Here is a 15,738-nt window from a genome sequence, read left to right as displayed (position 1 = left end):
ATCTACCGAGGCCTGCATGTCTTTTGATCTCGCCGCGCGTCTCGCTGCCCGCCGTGCCGAACACCTTTATCGTCAACGGCCCTTGCTCCAAAGCCCTCAGGGCCCGCAAGTGGTGGTGGACGGCCAGCCGCTGTTGGCGTTCTGCAACAACGATTACCTGGGCCTGGCCAATCACCCGCAGGTGATCGAAGCCTGGCGTGCCGGTGCGTCGCGTTGGGGCGTGGGCGGTGGCGCGTCGCACTTGGTGGTCGGGCATTCCACGCCGCACCATGAACTGGAAGAGGCCCTCGCCGACCTGACCGGCCGCCCGCGCGCGCTGCTGTTTACCACCGGCTATATGGCTAACCTCGGCGCCGTCACGGCGCTGGTGGGGCAGGGTGATACGGTGCTGGAAGACCGTCTCAACCATGCCTCGTTGCTGGATGCCGGTTTGCTCTCCGGTGCGCGGTTCAACCGCTACCTGCATAACGACGCCGCTAGCCTGGCCAAGCGCTTGGAGAAGGCCACCGGCAATACGCTGGTGGTCACCGACGGCGTATTCAGCATGGACGGCGACCTGGCCGACCTGCCCGCGCTGGCCCGTGAAGCCCGCGCCAAAGGTGCATGGTTGATGGTGGATGACGCCCATGGCTTCGGCCCGTTGGGTGCCACTGGCGCTGGGATTGTCGAGCATTTCGGCTTGAGCCAGGAAGATGTGCCGGTGCTGGTCGGCACCCTGGGCAAAGCGTTCGGCACTGCCGGTGCCTTTGTAGCGGGCAGTGAAGAGCTGATCGAAAGCCTGATCCAATTCGCCCGGCCCTACATCTACACCACCAGCCAACCGCCGGCGCTGGCCTGCGCCACCTTGAAAAGCCTGGAACTGCTGCGCACCGAGCATTGGCGACGCGAGCACCTCAATGGCCTGATCCGCCAGTTCCGCGAGGGCGCCGAGCAGCTCGGCCTGGGCTTGATGGACAGCTTTACGCCGATCCAGCCGATCTTGATCGGCGACAGTGCCAAGGCCGTACGCCTGTCGCAGATGCTGCGCGAGCGCGGCCTGATGGTTACCGCGATTCGCCCGCCCACTGTGCCTGTCGGTAGCGCGCGTTTGCGCGTGACATTGACGGCGGCCCACGGCGAGGCGCAGGTGCAGCTACTGTTAAACGCATTGGAAGCGTGTTTTCGCTTGTTAGGCGCCACGGAGCCCGATCATGCGTGATCGACTGATATTACTGCCCGGCTGGGGCCTCGGCGTGTCGCCGCTGGAGCCGTTGGCCGCCGCCTTGCGCGGCCTCGACGAGCACTTGCAGGTGCAGATCGAACCGTTGCCGGCGCTGGATTCCAGTGACTTGAATGAATGGCTCGATGAGCTCGACGCCACACTGCCGGACAACGCCTGGCTGGGTGGATGGTCCTTGGGCGGCATGCTCGCGTCAGAACTGGCGGCACGGCGCGGCGAGCGTTGCTGCGGCCTGCTGACGCTGGCGAGCAACCCATGTTTTGTTGCCCATGCCGGTTGGCCCAGCGCCATGCCAGCCGAGACGTTCGATGCGTTTCTCGCCGGTTGCCAGGCCGATTCCCAGGTCACCCTTAAACGCTTTGGCCTGCTGTGTGCCAAGGGCTCGCAGGACCCGCGCGGGCTCTCGCGTTTGTTGGTCAGTGGTGCGCCGAGTGCGCCTTCCAGCGTGTTGATGAGTGGCCTTGAGCTGCTTGCCCAGCTGGATACTCGCGAAGCCTTGCAAGCCTATCGCGGCCCGCAGTTGCATCTATTTGCCGGTATGGACGGGCTGGTGCCTGCCGAAGCCGCCAGCGACTTGCTGGCGCTGCTCCCCGATGTAGAAATCGGCCTGATTGAACAGGCCGGTCACGCTTTTCTTCTGGAAGACCCCCACGGTGTAGCGGCGGCCATCCAGGCTTTTTTGCATGAGTGCGTTGATGACTGATTTATCCCACCCATCACTGCCTGGCGGCTTGCCGGACAAGCGCCAAGTGGCGGCGTCCTTTTCCCGTGCCGCCGCCAGCTACGACAGCGTGGCCGAGTTGCAGCGCGCGGTGGGCACTGAGCTGTTGGCGCGCTTGCCGGCGGCCACCGCGCCGCAACGTTGGCTGGACCTGGGGTGTGGCACGGGGTTTTTCAGCCGCTTACTGGGCCAACGGTTACCGGCCAGCCACGGCGTGGCGCTGGATATTGCCGAGGGCATGCTCAACCATGCGCGACCCTTGGGTGGCGCCGAGCATTTCATCGCCGGTGATGCCGAACGCCTGCCGTTGCAGGGTGAGAGTTGCGGGCTGATCTTCTCCAGCCTGGCGGTGCAATGGTGCGCGGATTTCGACGCGGTGCTCAGCGAGGCTTATCGCGTGCTGCAGCCCGGTGGGGTGTTGGCGTTTGCGAGCCTGTGCGTGGGCACCCTGAATGAATTGCGTGAAAGCTGGCGCGCGGCGGACGGCCTGGTGCACGTTAATCGCTTCCGCACCTTTGAGTCGTATCAACAGCTGTGCGCCGCCAGCGGCTTGCGGGTGGTGAGCCTGGAGCGCCAGCCCCACGTGTTGCATTACCCGGATGTGCGCAGCCTGACCCACGAACTCAAAGCATTGGGCGCGCATAACCTCAACCCCGGTCGCCCAGGAGGGTTGACGGGCCGCGCGAGGATTGTTGCACTGGTGGACGCTTACGAGCAGTTCCGTCAGGCCCAGGGCCTGCCCGCCACGTATCAAGTGGTGTACGCCGTACTGGAGAAACCTTTATGAGCGCCGCTTACTTCATCACCGGCACCGACACCGATGTCGGCAAAACCACCATCGCGGCAGGCCTGTTGCATGCCGCAAGGCTGGCGGGCAAAAGCACTGCCGCCGGCAAACCGGTGGCCTCGGGTTGCCAGGTCACGGCTAAAGGTTTGCGTAACAGCGACGCCTTGGCACTGCTGGCTGAATGTTCGTTGCCGCTGAGCTATGCCGAGGTCAACCCGGTGGCGTTCGAGCCGGCCATTGCGCCGCACTTGGCGGCGCGGGAAGCGGGCGTGGCCTTGACGGTGCAATCGCTGCTCAAACCCATGCAGCAGATTCTGGCGCGGCAGGCTGACTTCACCTTGATTGAAGGCGCGGGCGGCTGGCGCGTGCCGTTAGCCGATCAAGACAACCTGTCGGACTTGGCCATGGCGCTCCAGCTGCCGGTGATCCTGGTGGTCGGCGTGCGCCTGGGCTGTATCAGCCATGCGTTGCTCACCGCCGAAGCCATTGCTCGGGACGGTTTGCCGTTGGCGGGCTGGGTGGCGAATATCATCGACCCCAAGACCTCTCGTCTGGAAGAAAACCTCGCCACCCTGGCCGAACGGTTGCCTGCGCCGTGCCTGGGTCGTGTGCCGAAACTTAAGCAGGCCAGCGCTGAAGCCGTCGCCGAGTACTTGGAATTGGACCTGCTTGACTGATTTTGGCTATCGCTAAGGCATTATGCCATTAGTGTTTTTGACGGGCGTTTTGCCGGGATGTCTGCTTCAATTCAATTTCACGATTCTCTAAAGGCAGGCTTACGCCATGGAAATCTCTGGAAGCAGCGCGTTTTATTCGGGGCTGAGCACTATTCAGGCCGGGCAGAGCCGCGTCGACCAGGCCGCCGGCAAAATCGCCAGCGCCGCGACCACCCAGCCATCGGATGCACAAAGCGACCGTCTGCAAGCCAACGACCGTGCCCAGCCGTCTAACTCGGCGAGCAACATGGTCGAAATGGCCCAAGGCAAGTTTCAAGTGGAGCTGGGCGCCAAAGTCGCCAAGGCTTCGGATGAAATGCTTGGCACCTTGATCGACACTTACGCTTAATCCCTCTCTCCAGGTATGCCGGCTCTTCTGTGGGAGCTGGCTTGTCGGGTCGCGCATCGCTGCAATGGCATCCACTCGGTCCCCCTGATACACCGCGGCGTCTGCATCGCAGGCAAGCCCGCTCCCACATTTGTCCTGCTTAGCGCTCTCGAATTTCTAAACTCCTTTTGACGTGGCATCTCGCCGCAGGCGTTGCCGTGCCTGATGTTGATCCGCGTCATGACAAATGGCATCTGGACGGTGCTTGACAACCCCAGGACGTAAACGTATGTTTCAAACACCTGTTTGACCGCCACAACACATCCACGCGGTTGTTCATCCCAGATACATCAGCAGAGGTTTATCGCTATGCCTGACTACAAGGCCCCCTTGCGTGATATTCGCTTCGTTCGTGACGAACTGCTCGGCTATGAAGCGCACTATCAGAGCCTGCCGGCTTGCCAGGACGCTACTCCGGACATGGTTGACGCCATTCTCGAAGAAGGCGCCAAGTTCTGTGAGCAAGTGCTGGCACCGTTGAACCGCGTGGGTGACATCGAAGGTTGCACCTGGAGCGAGTCAGGCGTTAAGACCCCTGCTGGTTTCAAAGAAGCCTACAAACAATTCGTTGAAGGCGGCTGGCCAAGCCTGGCCCACGACGTGGAGCACGGTGGCCAAGGCCTGCCGGAATCCCTGGGCCTGGCCGTCAGCGAAATGGTCGGTGAAGCCAACTGGTCATGGGGCATGTACCCGGGCCTGTCCCACGGTGCGATGAACACTATCTCCGAGCACGGCACCCCGGAACAGCAACACGCTTACCTGACCAAACTGGTCTCGGGTGAATGGACCGGCACCATGTGCTTGACCGAGCCCCACTGTGGCACTGACCTGGGCATGCTGCGCACCAAGGCCGAGCCTCAGGCGGACGGTTCCTACACAGTCACCGGCACCAAGATCTTCATCTCGGCCGGCGAACACGACATGGCCGATAACATCGTCCACATCGTGCTGGCCCGCCTGCCGGACGCGCCGGCCGGCACCAAAGGTATTTCGCTGTTTATCGTGCCAAAATTCCTGCCGAACGCAGACGGCTCGATCGGTGAGCGCAACGCGGTGACCTGTGGCTCCCTGGAGCACAAGATGGGCATCCACGGTAACGCCACCTGCGTGATGAACTTCGACGCGGCCACCGGTTTCCTGATCGGCCCGGCGAACAAAGGCCTGAACTGCATGTTCACCTTTATGAACACCGCTCGCCTGGGCACCGCACTGCAAGGCTTGGCCCACGCTGAAATCGGTTTCCAGGGCGGCCTGAAATATGCTCGCGATCGTCTGCAAATGCGCTCCTTGACTGGCCCGAAAGCGCCGGAAAAAGCCGCTGACCCGATCATCGTGCACCCCGACGTGCGCCGCATGCTGCTGACCATGAAAGCCTTCGCCGAAGGCAACCGTGCGATGGTGTACTTCACCGCCAAGCAAGTGGACATCGTCAAGTACGGCACCGACGACGAAGCCAAGAAGCAGGCTGACGCACTGCTGGCCTTCATGACCCCAATCGCCAAAGCGTTCATGACCGAAGTCGGTTTTGAGTCCGCTAACCACGGCGTGCAAATCTACGGCGGCCACGGCTTTATCGCCGAGTGGGGCATGGAGCAGAACGTTCGCGACAGCCGCATTTCGATGCTGTACGAAGGCACCACCGGCATCCAGGCGCTGGACCTGCTCGGCCGTAAAGTGCTGATGACTCAAGGCGAAGCGCTCAAGAGCTTCACCAAGATCGTGCACAAGTTCTGCCAGGCCAACGAAGGCAACGAAGCCGTGAAGGAATTCGTCGCACCGCTGGCTGCACTGAACAAAGAGTGGGGCGAGTTGACCATGAAGGTCGGCATGGCCGCGATGAAAGACCGTGAAGAAGTCGGTGCCGCCTCGGTGGATTACCTGATGTATTCCGGCTACGCGTGCCTGGCTTACTTCTGGGCCGACATGGCGCGCCTGGCTGCCGAGAAATTGGCTGCCGGCACCGGCGAAGAGGCGTTCTACACCGCCAAACTGCAGACCGCGCGCTTCTACTTCCAGCGCATCCTGCCGCGTACCCGCACCCACGTGGCCACCATGCTGTCGGGCGCCAGCAACCTGATGGACATGAAAGAAGAAGACTTCGGCCTGGCTTACTAAGCCTCAGCTGGTTCACTAAAAAGCCGCCGCTCCTTCTGGAGCGGCGGCTTTTTTGTGGGCGTGGGCAACACGGCACTTAAGGTGTCGGGATAAAAGGCGCGCCGTCGCAATAGGTGTTGCCGGGCAAAACACTCCTGACTGCAATTGCCACGGGCGGTGATTGAAGCACTTGCCCGGCAGTATTCGGCGTCGTATAGCTGAAATACATCACGCCTCTGCCGATGATCCGCATTGTGGTCGAGTACGGTACGTTTACGGTCTGCCCCACTGTTGATGCATTGGGTGAAAGTGTTATTGGGATAGTCAGCGGGGGCGCAATCAGGGTTGAGCCATCGTCCTGCCGGCTCAGTACGCAGGTCAATATCGCCGCCGTGTTAGCCCGCAACAGAACAGAAGGTGGAAGAAATACCTCAATAAACCGGTTTGCATAGGCTGCGCTCGCAGGCAGCGGTGAGTTGCAAGTGAGGTTGCCGTTATTCAGGTTGCGCACCACCGGTGGTGCCAACTGCATCAAGGTCCAAAAGTTGAAGAAGATGTTTCTGGCAGGCCCAAAAACGGTATTCAGGCCGCTGCTGACCATGAACCTTAGCGCGGCTTGCGTATTACCGTTTGCGGTGCCTGGAAGATAGGCTTGTATTTGCGCCACGGTAACAATAAACCGTAGCGGTAACGGCTGCCCTGTGTAAGTCAAAGGCGTTGTCAGCGGGGTATTCGAACCATTGATTACCGTGACAGTATCGCCAGGTTGCAAACCGTCGGCGCTGTCCAGCCACACCTCGACCCCGCCTTGCCCGCTTTGGTTGATATCCCCCAAAGTCACCGTGTTGTCGGGCGCAATCGCTTGGAGCACGCGTGGCATGGCAATGTTCGACGGCGTGATTCGCAGCGCCACCATGATTTCAAGAATCAACGAATCCCGAGCGCGGTTGCCGGCCCGGTCCAGAAGGCGGTAAGTCAGTTGCCGCATGCCGTTGCCACGAGCGCGAATAACTGACGCTGGAACAGGTAGGTAGCGAACCGCCGGATAGTCGGGCAAGTTGACCACAATGTTAGGTGCCAGGTTGTAAGACACCTCCATATGGCTGTCGGTGCTGCCATAGTAAGGGACGTACCTCAGCCCTGTTTCGGCGTTTGTCACCGGGTGTTCAGGAATCCGGAACATGACGGGATCATTGTTGGCCAAATACTCGTCTGTAATCGGCCCGGTCAGGTTCGCGGGCAGCAGTGGGCGCGGCGCGGTGATGACCTCGTAACCAAACGGTGGGGTTTTGTGCACCCGCAGGGGAGTGCTGGCGGTCGCGCGCAGAACGTTGTCACCATCGTCCACGATATAGGTGAGTCGATACTCGCCTTCATTGCCCACCATGCGGCGCGGCACTTCTATATTGATATCCCCTGTGGGGAAAGTCGGAAATCGCTGGTAGGCCACCGCTTGGTATTCACCCGGCGGGGGAGATTCAATGAACACCATGATTCGGCACTGAGCCCCGGCAGGCCCGGGTTGCGGCAGCGCCGGGATTTGAACTTTCAAGTCACTTGCCGCCGCCCGCAAGGGGATCAAGCCGTCGGTATTGGGGATCGCGTCCACTACGATCAGCGGCGGCAGCCTGAGTATTGCGTTACGAATCAAGAACAGTGAGCCGGTGCGCACTTGTTCGGTGACTAAGTTATCCATGGCGGTTACTCCCATTGCGTGTAAGGACACTCCCTTGTCCCGAATACCCACTGGGGAAAATTGAGTGGACCGCGCAAGTAAGCACGCCACAGCCAACGATGGATACTGTCATAAATGACAGGTTGAGATGGCTCACGCATTGCGCGGGCTTCTTGCTGTATTCATAGCGGTGATAAAAAACCGCAGCGTGACACTCAGGGATTAGGCTGATCGGCCGTTACAGTGATGGCAATGTGATACAGGTCACATTGAATGTGCTTAACTGTGAGCAGTGAAGGCACTGTGCCATCTTTTTAAGTGGGTCGGAGCTTTACCCTTGTCGCGCGCGTCTGCTGTACGTTTCAGTCATTTTTTACCCTCACTGCTGTTGCTATTGGCGGGGCTCTCGGCTGCGTACGTGAAGGACCTCAACGTATTCTTCACTTCGTTATTCAACGTACTGCCAACCTTGGTGTTGCTGCTCGGTGGTGCGTATTGCGCGGTGTATCGGCGCCAGCGTGAGCTGTTTTTGATGATCACGGTGTACGTCGTCTACTTCCTGCTGGATACCCAGACCGATTACTACCGCGACAACGGTCGCGTGCGAGAAGATGCGGCGGTGGTTTTCCACCTGTGTTGCCTGCTGTTGCCGCTACTGTTCAGCATCTATGCGTTGTGGCAGGAAAAAACCCACCTGTTCCGCGATTTCGTGGCCCGCTGCGCGGTGCTCTTCGCGGTCGGCTGCGTGGCCCTGGCGCTTGAGCAAAGTTTTCCACAGGCCTTGTTGAACTGGCTGGCGGAGATTCGCTGGCCGCTCTTGCACGGCAGTTGGATGAGCCTGATCCAGCTGTCGTACCCGATGTTCCTGATTGGTTTTGTCACCCTGGCGGCGCAGTACTGGTATCAGCCACGGCCCTTGCACGCCGCGCAACTGGTCGGTTTGCTAGGGTTGTTCTGGATGTTGCCGCAAACCTTCATCCTGCCGTTCACCCTGAACATCATGTGCAGCCAAGTGATGCTGATGATCGCGGCCGGCGTGGCGCATGAGGCCTATCAAATGGCCTTTCGCGATGAGCTGACCGGCTTGCCAGGCCGCCGTGCCCTCAACGAGCGCATGCAGCGGTTGGGGCGCAACTATGTGCTGGCGATGAGTGACGTCGACCACTTCAAACGCTTTAACGACACCCACGGCCATGACGTCGGCGACCAAGTACTGCGCCTGGTCGCCAGCAAGCTGTCGAAGGTCAATGGCGGCGGGCGCGCCTACCGGTATGGTGGTGAAGAGTTCGCCGTGGTGTTTGCCGGCAAGACCTTGGATGAATGCATGCCGCACTTGGAAGAGATCCGCGAGATCATCGCCAACTACGATATCAAGCTGCGCAACCCGGACCGTCCCCATGACGACCAGCAAGGCCGCCAACGCCGAGCAGGCAGTGGCGCGTCGAGTGTGTCGGTGACGGTCAGCATCGGCGTGGCCGAGCGCCAGGTCGAGCAACGCACCCCGGAAGAAGTCCTCAAGTCCGCCGACCAGGCGCTCTACACCGCCAAGGGGGCCGGGCGTAACTGCGTGGTCGCGGCCGGGCAAACCCGGCGTGGCGCGGTGCGTATGGAAAGCGCTGTCGGTTGAGTGATGGCGATGTATTCAGCGGTTCTACAGTGATTGTTTGCGGCGGTGGCCAGCAGTAGGTTGAAACCATCTGCTGCCGGAGACATCGCCATGCCTGAGTACAAAGCTCCCCTGCGCGACATGCGCTTTTTGATCGACAACGTGTTTGATTTTCACGGCCACTACGCTGCCCTGGGCGCGACGGACGCCAGCCCGGATATGGTCAGTGCGATCCTCGAAGAAGGCGCCAAGTTCTGCGAAAACGTACTCGCACCGCTCAACCGTAGCGGCGATGAAGAAGGCTGCCATTTCGACAACGGCGTGGTCACCACGCCCAAGGGTTTCAAGGAAGCCTTCGCGCAGTACGTGGAAGGCGGCTGGCACGGCCTGGCAGCGGATCCGGCTTACGGCGGCCAGGGCTTGCCACAGTCGCTGGGCCTGGTGCTGAGCGAAATGATCGGCTCCAGCAACACCTCCTGGGGCATGTACCCGGGGCTGACCCACGGCGCCATGACGGCAATCCACGCCCACGGCACTGAAGAACAAAAAGCCACCTACCTGAGTAAACTCACCGCCGGCGAATGGACCGGCACCATGTGCCTGACCGAAGCCCACTGCGGCACTGACCTGGGCCTGATCAAGACCCGCGCCGTGCCCCAGTCGGATGGCAGTTACGCGGTCACCGGCAGCAAGATCTTCATCTCGGCCGGCGAGCACGACCTGAGCGCCAACATCATCCATCTGGTGCTGGCCAAGCTGCCGGAGGCGCCGGCCGGCACCAAAGGCATCTCGTTGTTTATCGTGCCCAAGTTCCATGCCGATTCGGGGGAGCGTAACGCGGTGCACTGTGGCTCCATCGAGCACAAGATGGGTATCAAGGCCTCGGCCACCTGCGTGCTGAATTTCGACGGTGCCAAGGGGTTTCTGATTGGCGAGGCGAATAAAGGCCTCAATTGCATGTTCACCATGATGAACCACGCGCGCCTGGGCACCGGTATGCAGGGCCTGTGCTCTGGCGAAGCGAGCTTCCAAGGCGCGATCAAATATGCCAACGACCGCCTGCAAATGCGCTCGCTGACCGGCGCCAAGGCGCCGGAAAAAGCCGCCGACCCCATCATCGTGCACGCCGATGTGCGGCGCATGTTGCTGACCATGAAAGCCTTCAACGAGGGCAACCGCGCGCTGACCTATTTCACCGCGCAACTGCTCGACACCGCGCACCTGAGCAGCGACGCCGCCCAGCGCCAGGACGCTGAAGACCTGTTGGCGTTTCTCACGCCCATCTGCAAAGCCTTTATGACTGACACTGGGCTTGAGGTGACCAACCACGGCATGCAGGTATTCGGCGGCCACGGCTACATTCGCGAATGGGGCATGGAACAGTTGGCCCGCGATGCCCGGATTGCGCCGATCTATGAAGGCACCAACGGCATTCAGGCCCTCGACTTGCTGGGGCGCAAAGTACTCGGCAGCCAAGGCAAGCTGTTGCGCGGCTTCACCAAGATTGTGCATAAGTTCTGCGCGGCCAATGCCGAGCATCCGCAGCTCAAGGCGCAGGTGGAGCAGCTCAATCAACTGAACCAGCAGTGGGGCGAGTTGACGGTCAAGGTCGGCATGGCCGCCATGAAGAACCCGGATGAAGTGGGCGCGGCGGCGGTGGATTACTTGATGTACAGCGGTTACATCATCCTCGCCTACCTGTGGTTGCGCATGGCGATAGCGGCTCAGGCACAAGACGACGTTGAGTTTGCCAAGGCCAAACTGGCTACCTGCGACTTCTACTTCAAGCGTTTGCTGCCGCGTACGGCCACGCACCGGGCGGCGGTGGAGGCGGGCAGCGAATGCCTGATGAGCTTACCTGCTCAATTGTTTGCACTGTAGGCGCTAGATTCTCCAGGGTTTAACTGTGGGAACGGGCTTGCTCGCGAGTGCGATGTGTCAGAAACAAATTAGGTGACTGACACGCCGCTTTCGCGGGCAAGCCCGCTCCCACATTAGAACCATGCGTGACTTATAAAAACCTAATAGTCACGAAAGGACCCTATGTGTTTGAAAAGTTGTTCGGGTACACTCGGAGCTTGTAAAACCGACCCTATCGAATCACTTTTCACGTTCTCACGAGGTTTGCCATGGCTGATTACAAAGCGCCGCTGCGGGATATGCGTTTCGTCCTCAACGAAGTTTTTGAGGTCGCCACGACTTGGGCCCAATTGCCGGCATTGGCAGACACCGTGGATGCCGAAACCGTCGAGGCGATCCTCGAGGAGGCCGGCAAGGTCACCGCCAAATCCATCGCCCCGCTCAGCCGTGGCGGCGATGAGCAAGGCTGCCGTTGGGCGGATACCGTGGTCAGCACGCCGGATGGTTTCCCCCAGGCCTACAAAACCTACGCCGAAGGTGGCTGGGTAGGTGTTGGTGGTGATCCGATCTTTGGCGGCATGGGCATGCCCAAGGCGGTGTCGGCCCAGGTCGAAGAGATGATCAATTCGTCGAGCCTGGCGTTCGGCCTGTACCCGATGCTGACCTCCGGCGCCTGCGTGTCGATCAATACCCACGCCAGTGAGGAACTCAAGGCCACCTACCTGCCGAAGATGTATTCCGGTGAGTGGGCCGGCTCCATGTGCTTGACCGAAGCGCACGCCGGGACCGACCTGGGAATTATCCGCACCAAGGCTGAGCCTCAGGCGGACGGCTCCTATAAGGTCAGCGGCACCAAGATCTTTATCACCGGTGGCGAACACGACCTTACCGAAAACATCATCCACCTGGTGCTGGCCAAGTTGCCGGATGCGCCAGCCGGGCCCAAGGGCATTTCGCTGTTCCTGGTGCCGAAGTTCATGGTCAATGCCGACGGCAGCCTGGGCGCGCGTAACCCGGTGAGCTGTGGCTCCATCGAACACAAGATGGGCATTCAGGCGTCTGCGACGTGTGTGATGAACTTCGACGAAGCCGTGGGTTATCTGGTGGGCGAGCCGAACCGTGGGTTGGCGGCGATGTTCACCATGATGAACTACGAGCGTTTGGGGGTGGGTATCCAAGGCTTGGCATCGGGCGAGCGCTCTTATCAGAACGCGATTGAGTACGCCCGTGACCGTCTGCAAAGCCGTTCGCCGACCGGCGCGCAGGCCAAGGACAAAGTGGCTGACCCGATCATCGTCCACCCCGACGTGCGTCGCATGTTGCTGACCATGAAAGCCTCGAACGAAGGCGGCCGGGCGTTCTCCACCTATGTGGCCACGCAGTTGGACATCGCCAAGTTCAGTGAAGATGCCGTCGCCCGCGAGCGTGCCGACAACCTGGTGGCGCTGTTGACGCCTGTTGCCAAGGCCTTCCTCAGTGACCTCGGCCTGGAAACCACCGTGCTCGGCCAGCAAATCTTTGGCGGCCACGGTTACATTCGCGAGTGGGGCCAGGAGCAGCTTGTTCGGGATGTGCGCATCACCCAGATCTACGAAGGCACCAACGGCATCCAGGCTCTGGACTTGATGGGGCGCAAGATTGTCGGCAGCGGCGGTGCGTTCTACACCCTGTTCGCTGATGAGATCCGCCAGTTCATCGCCACGGCGGGCGCCGAACTGGGTGAATTCACCCGGCCGCTCAGCGCGGCGGTGGACAACCTGGATGAATTGACCGCCTGGGTGCTGGACCGCGCCAAGGCCAACCCGAATGAAATCGGCGCGGCCTCGGTGGAGTACCTGCACGCCTTTGGCTACATGGCTTATGGCTATATGTGGGCACGCATGGCCAAGGCCGCGTGGGGCAAAGAGGCTGAGGAAGACTTCTACGCCAGCAAACTGGGCACCGCGCGCTTCTACTTTGCCCGTTTGCTGCCGCGTATCCAGTCGCTGAGTGCGTCGGTAAAAGCCGGTAGCGAATCGTTATTTTTGCTGGATGAAGCACTGTTTTAAGGGCTTGGAGGGCGTGTAAGCATTCTCTTACATGACGTGCTGCTATTCGTCCTCTATCGCCAAATTGGATCCACGGATAATCTACTTCACATGGACGTCGCGCAGGAAGCGCAAAGCAACAACAGGGACACGTAGGATTCTGCCAGGATGGCGGAGTGAAATGGATGTCAGGGAAACAGTCTGCAAAGCCCCGCTTCGGCGGGGTTTTCTTTTGCCTGCGAAAAAGTCAGGCAGGCGCCTGCGGCGCGTTCATCACGTCTTCCAGCAAGGTGCGCAGCAACGCCACCGTCGCTTGCTGGCGCTGCACATCGCGGCACACCAAACCCACTTTCAGCGGCACCCTCGGCTCACTCAAAGGCTTCCACAGCAGTGCCTTGCTGTTGTGCTCATCCTGGGAGCGCCCCGGCAGCACTGTTGCCAGTTTGGTGTGGGGCAGGCTGTCGAGTATCCCAATCATCGTATTGAGCTCCGCCTGCACTTGCGGCCGCCGGCCCAGGTTAGAGAGTTGGCCCTGCCAGATCTGCCGCACCTGAAACTCTTCACCCAACAGCAACATCGGCAATTCGGCTGCCTGTTTCAGTGAGACTTTCTTGAACTCGCGCAGGGGATGGTCTTCGGGTATCACCACCTTCAACTCATCTTCATACAACAGCACACCGTGCAGCCCCGGCTGGCGTGGCGGCAGGTAGCTGATGCCGATGTCCAACGAGCCGTTAAGCAGCCGCCGTTCGATCTCAAGCCCGGTCAATTCGTAGATCTGCACCACCAAATGCGGCTGAGCCTTGCACACGCGCTCGAGCATTTGCGGGACCAGGCTGGTGTGCACGGTTTGCAGCACGCCGATGGCCAGGGTGCGCATCGCCTGGCCCTTGAAGTTGCGCAAGGCTTCGACGGCTTGTTGCATGCCATCAATCAGCGGCAACGCGTGGTTGTACAAGGTATGCGCGGCCAGCGTCGGCAGTAGGCGCTTGCTGCTGCGCTCGAACAGGCTCACATCCAGGTTCTGCTCCAGCTGGCGAATCTGTTGCGACAGAGCTGGTTGAGAGATCGAAAGACGCTCCGCAGCCCGGCCCACGTGGCCTTCCTCATACACCGCGACGAAATAACGCAGTTGCTTGAAATCCATAAGACTTACTTATCGAAAAAGCTGGAAAATCGAAATGGCCGATGGCCCCTGAGACGCCTAGTCTAGCGCCTATTCGCAAGGCTTACAGGGCCGGATCTGGCAATGAACAGCGTATTTGTTGATAGCGTTTACATAGGCAAGGCAAAACACCTCAAGGCGGTTTTTCGAGGCGACATCGACCAAGGTCAGGTTGCCATCGGGGCCAACCTATGAACCTGTTCAATATCCGTCGCCCCGCGCCAAGCCTGGATGACCTGATCCTGGATACCCCGCGTGATCATCTCTGTGGTGAATGTCTAATGCCGACGGTGGCGCGAGCGCCTCAAGTCTTCGTGCGTGGCCAGGGTTCCTGGCTCTGGGACAGTGACGACCGCGCCTACCTGGACTTCAGCCAGGGCAGCGCCGCCAACAGCCTCGGCCACAGCCCGCAGGTATTGATCAAGGCCTTGGCCGATCAAGCTCACGCGTTGATCAACCCCGGTAGCGGCCTGTACAACCGAACGCAACTCAACCTCATCGACCAGCTCTGCCAGCGCACCGGTAGCGGTCAGGCTTACCTGCTCAACAGCGGCTCGGAAGCGTGCGAAGCCGCGATTAAGTTGGCGCGCAAATGGGGCCAGCTGCATCGTGGGGGGGCTCATCGCATTATTACCGCCAGTAACGGCCGCCATGGCCGCAGTTTTGCGGCGATGGCGGCCTCGGCAGGCGGCTGCGAAAACCGCTTCGATCCGCAGTTGCCTGGCTTCAGCCACGTACCTTTCAACGACCTGCCGGCCCTGCACGCTGCGGTCGATGCGCAGACCGTCGCGATCATGCTGGAGCCTATCCAGGGCGACGCCGGCGTCATCCCTGCAACCGAGCACTACCTCAAAGGCGTCGAGCGGCTGTGTCGCGAGCTGGGCATTTTGCTGATCCTCGATGAAGTGCAAACCGGGATTGGCCGTTGCGGCACTTTGCTTACTGAACAGCAGTACGGCGTACGTGCCGACATCATCACCCTTGGCAAAGGCTTGGGCGGCGGCGTGCCATTGGCGGCGCTGCTGGCGCGAGGCAAGGCCTGTTGCTTCGACGTGGGCGAGCTGGATGGTACCCATCATGGCAATGCGTTGATGGCATCGTCCGGGGTGGCGGTACTCGATACGGTGCTGGAGCACGGCTTCCTGGAACAAGTCCGTGAGTCCGGCGTTTACCTTGGCGAAGGCCTCGCTCGACTGGCCTATCGCTACGACCACGGCCAGTTGCGCGGCCATGGCCTGATGTGGGGCCTGACGTTGTCGGATGATTCTGCAGATGCCGTGGTAAAGGCAGCACTGCACGAAGGCCTGATTCTCAACGCCCCGCAGCCCAATTGCCTGCGCTTCACGCCTGCCTTGACGGTGAGCAAAAGCAACATCGACGAAATGCTCCAGCGCCTGGCCCGCGCCTTCTCCCGCGTGCGCACCGCACAGCTGCAATGCCGCAAGGGCATCGCCGTTTAACCCCCCATTCCAGAACCGTC

12 protein-coding genes are annotated in these 15,738 nt (G+C 60.5%); 10 read left to right on the top strand and 2 right to left on the bottom strand.

All coding sequences use genetic code 11. The features are described 5' to 3' along the window. Positions 1–16 precede the first annotated feature (16 nt). The 6 genes from bioF to KZH41_RS28470 all read left to right on the top strand — a co-directional run bounded on the left by bioF (position 17) and on the right by KZH41_RS28470 (position 5,946). Positions 17–1,198, top strand: coding sequence for an 8-amino-7-oxononanoate synthase (gene bioF / locus KZH41_RS28495; protein WP_263274093.1), 1,182 nt, complete (start codon positions 17–19; stop codon positions 1,196–1,198). Further along, on the top strand, positions 1,191–1,922 hold the full coding sequence (locus KZH41_RS28490) for an alpha/beta fold hydrolase (RefSeq protein ID WP_094949479.1): 732 nt from the start codon (positions 1,191–1,193) through the stop codon (positions 1,920–1,922). The genes bioF and KZH41_RS28490 overlap by 8 nt, the downstream gene beginning before the upstream one ends. Further along, the gene (gene bioC / locus KZH41_RS28485; protein WP_263274092.1) at positions 1,915–2,727 is read left to right on the top strand and encodes a malonyl-ACP O-methyltransferase BioC; all 813 of its coding nucleotides are present in this window, start codon (positions 1,915–1,917) and stop codon (positions 2,725–2,727) included. Before KZH41_RS28490 ends, bioC begins: the two co-directional genes overlap by 8 nt. Further along, positions 2,724–3,404, top strand: coding sequence for a dethiobiotin synthase (gene bioD, locus KZH41_RS28480; protein WP_263274091.1), 681 nt, complete (start codon positions 2,724–2,726; stop codon positions 3,402–3,404). The genes bioC and bioD overlap by 4 nt, the downstream gene beginning before the upstream one ends. A gap of 106 nt (positions 3,405–3,510) precedes the next feature. Next, the gene (locus KZH41_RS28475; RefSeq protein WP_094949476.1) at positions 3,511–3,792 is read left to right on the top strand and encodes a pyrroloquinoline quinone biosynthesis protein PqqE; all 282 of its coding nucleotides are present in this window, start codon (positions 3,511–3,513) and stop codon (positions 3,790–3,792) included. Between the two features lie 348 nt (positions 3,793–4,140). Continuing rightward, complete coding sequence (locus KZH41_RS28470) at positions 4,141–5,946, top strand: phenylacyl-CoA dehydrogenase (protein ID WP_242153049.1); 1,806 nt, start codon at positions 4,141–4,143, stop codon at positions 5,944–5,946. A gap of 76 nt (positions 5,947–6,022) precedes the next feature. Here KZH41_RS28470 and KZH41_RS28465 read toward each other — a convergent pair whose 3' ends face one another. Further along, entirely contained in the window at positions 6,023–7,621 is a 1,599-nt protein-coding gene (locus KZH41_RS28465; RefSeq protein WP_263274090.1) for a hypothetical protein, read from the bottom strand. Between the two features lie 316 nt (positions 7,622–7,937). On the opposite strand from KZH41_RS28465, the gene KZH41_RS28460 reads away from it, so the two are divergent. The 3 genes from KZH41_RS28460 to KZH41_RS28450 all read left to right on the top strand — a co-directional run bounded on the left by KZH41_RS28460 (position 7,938) and on the right by KZH41_RS28450 (position 13,114). After that, positions 7,938–9,227, top strand: a complete 1,290-nt coding sequence (locus KZH41_RS28460) for a sensor domain-containing diguanylate cyclase (RefSeq protein ID WP_094949473.1) — start codon at positions 7,938–7,940, stop codon at positions 9,225–9,227. A 90-nt stretch (positions 9,228–9,317) separates the two neighbouring features. Further along, positions 9,318–11,087, top strand: a complete 1,770-nt coding sequence (locus KZH41_RS28455; RefSeq protein ID WP_094949472.1) for an acyl-CoA dehydrogenase C-terminal domain-containing protein — start codon at positions 9,318–9,320, stop codon at positions 11,085–11,087. A gap of 248 nt (positions 11,088–11,335) precedes the next feature. Further along, positions 11,336–13,114: an acyl-CoA dehydrogenase C-terminal domain-containing protein gene (locus tag KZH41_RS28450; RefSeq protein WP_263274089.1), complete on the top strand. Its 1,779-nt coding sequence runs from the start codon at positions 11,336–11,338 to the stop codon at positions 13,112–13,114. A 226-nt stretch (positions 13,115–13,340) separates the two neighbouring features. Here the strand turns inward: KZH41_RS28450 and KZH41_RS28445 are convergent, their stop codons facing one another. Next, positions 13,341–14,240 carry a LysR family transcriptional regulator gene (locus tag KZH41_RS28445; RefSeq protein WP_263274088.1) on the bottom strand — a complete coding sequence of 300 codons (900 nt, stop codon included), beginning with the start codon at positions 14,238–14,240 and terminating at the stop codon, positions 13,341–13,343. A 209-nt stretch (positions 14,241–14,449) separates the two neighbouring features. Between KZH41_RS28445 and KZH41_RS28440 the strand changes: the two genes are divergently transcribed. After that, positions 14,450–15,718: an aspartate aminotransferase family protein gene (locus KZH41_RS28440; RefSeq protein WP_263274087.1), complete on the top strand. Its 1,269-nt coding sequence runs from the start codon at positions 14,450–14,452 to the stop codon at positions 15,716–15,718. Positions 15,719–15,738: the final 20 nt, after the last annotated feature.

The organism is Pseudomonas sp. YeP6b, assembly GCF_025642995.1.
GTDB lineage: Bacteria > Pseudomonadota > Gammaproteobacteria > Pseudomonadales > Pseudomonadaceae > Aquipseudomonas.
This window is presented reverse-complemented; position numbering and strand designations above follow the sequence as displayed.

What these genes read in the sequence shown, in the direction of transcription:
- bioF (WP_263274093.1), top strand. Translation starts at nt 17, where the DNA reads ATGTCTTTTGATCTCGCCGCGCGTCTCGCTGCCCGCCGTGCCGAACAC.
- KZH41_RS28490 (WP_094949479.1), top strand. Translation starts at nt 1,191, where the DNA reads ATGCGTGATCGACTGATATTACTGCCCGGCTGGGGCCTCGGCGTGTCG.
- bioC (WP_263274092.1), top strand. Translation starts at nt 1,915, where the DNA reads ATGACTGATTTATCCCACCCATCACTGCCTGGCGGCTTGCCGGACAAG.
- bioD (WP_263274091.1), top strand. Translation starts at nt 2,724, where the DNA reads ATGAGCGCCGCTTACTTCATCACCGGCACCGACACCGATGTCGGCAAA.
- KZH41_RS28475 (WP_094949476.1), top strand. Translation starts at nt 3,511, where the DNA reads ATGGAAATCTCTGGAAGCAGCGCGTTTTATTCGGGGCTGAGCACTATT.
- KZH41_RS28470 (WP_242153049.1), top strand. Translation starts at nt 4,141, where the DNA reads ATGCCTGACTACAAGGCCCCCTTGCGTGATATTCGCTTCGTTCGTGAC.
- KZH41_RS28465 (WP_263274090.1), bottom strand. Translation starts at nt 7,621, where the DNA reads ATGGATAACTTAGTCACCGAACAAGTGCGCACCGGCTCACTGTTCTTG.
- KZH41_RS28455 (WP_094949472.1), top strand. Translation starts at nt 9,318, where the DNA reads ATGCCTGAGTACAAAGCTCCCCTGCGCGACATGCGCTTTTTGATCGAC.
- KZH41_RS28450 (WP_263274089.1), top strand. Translation starts at nt 11,336, where the DNA reads ATGGCTGATTACAAAGCGCCGCTGCGGGATATGCGTTTCGTCCTCAAC.
- KZH41_RS28445 (WP_263274088.1), bottom strand. Translation starts at nt 14,240, where the DNA reads ATGGATTTCAAGCAACTGCGTTATTTCGTCGCGGTGTATGAGGAAGGC.
- KZH41_RS28440 (WP_263274087.1), top strand. Translation starts at nt 14,450, where the DNA reads ATGAACCTGTTCAATATCCGTCGCCCCGCGCCAAGCCTGGATGACCTG.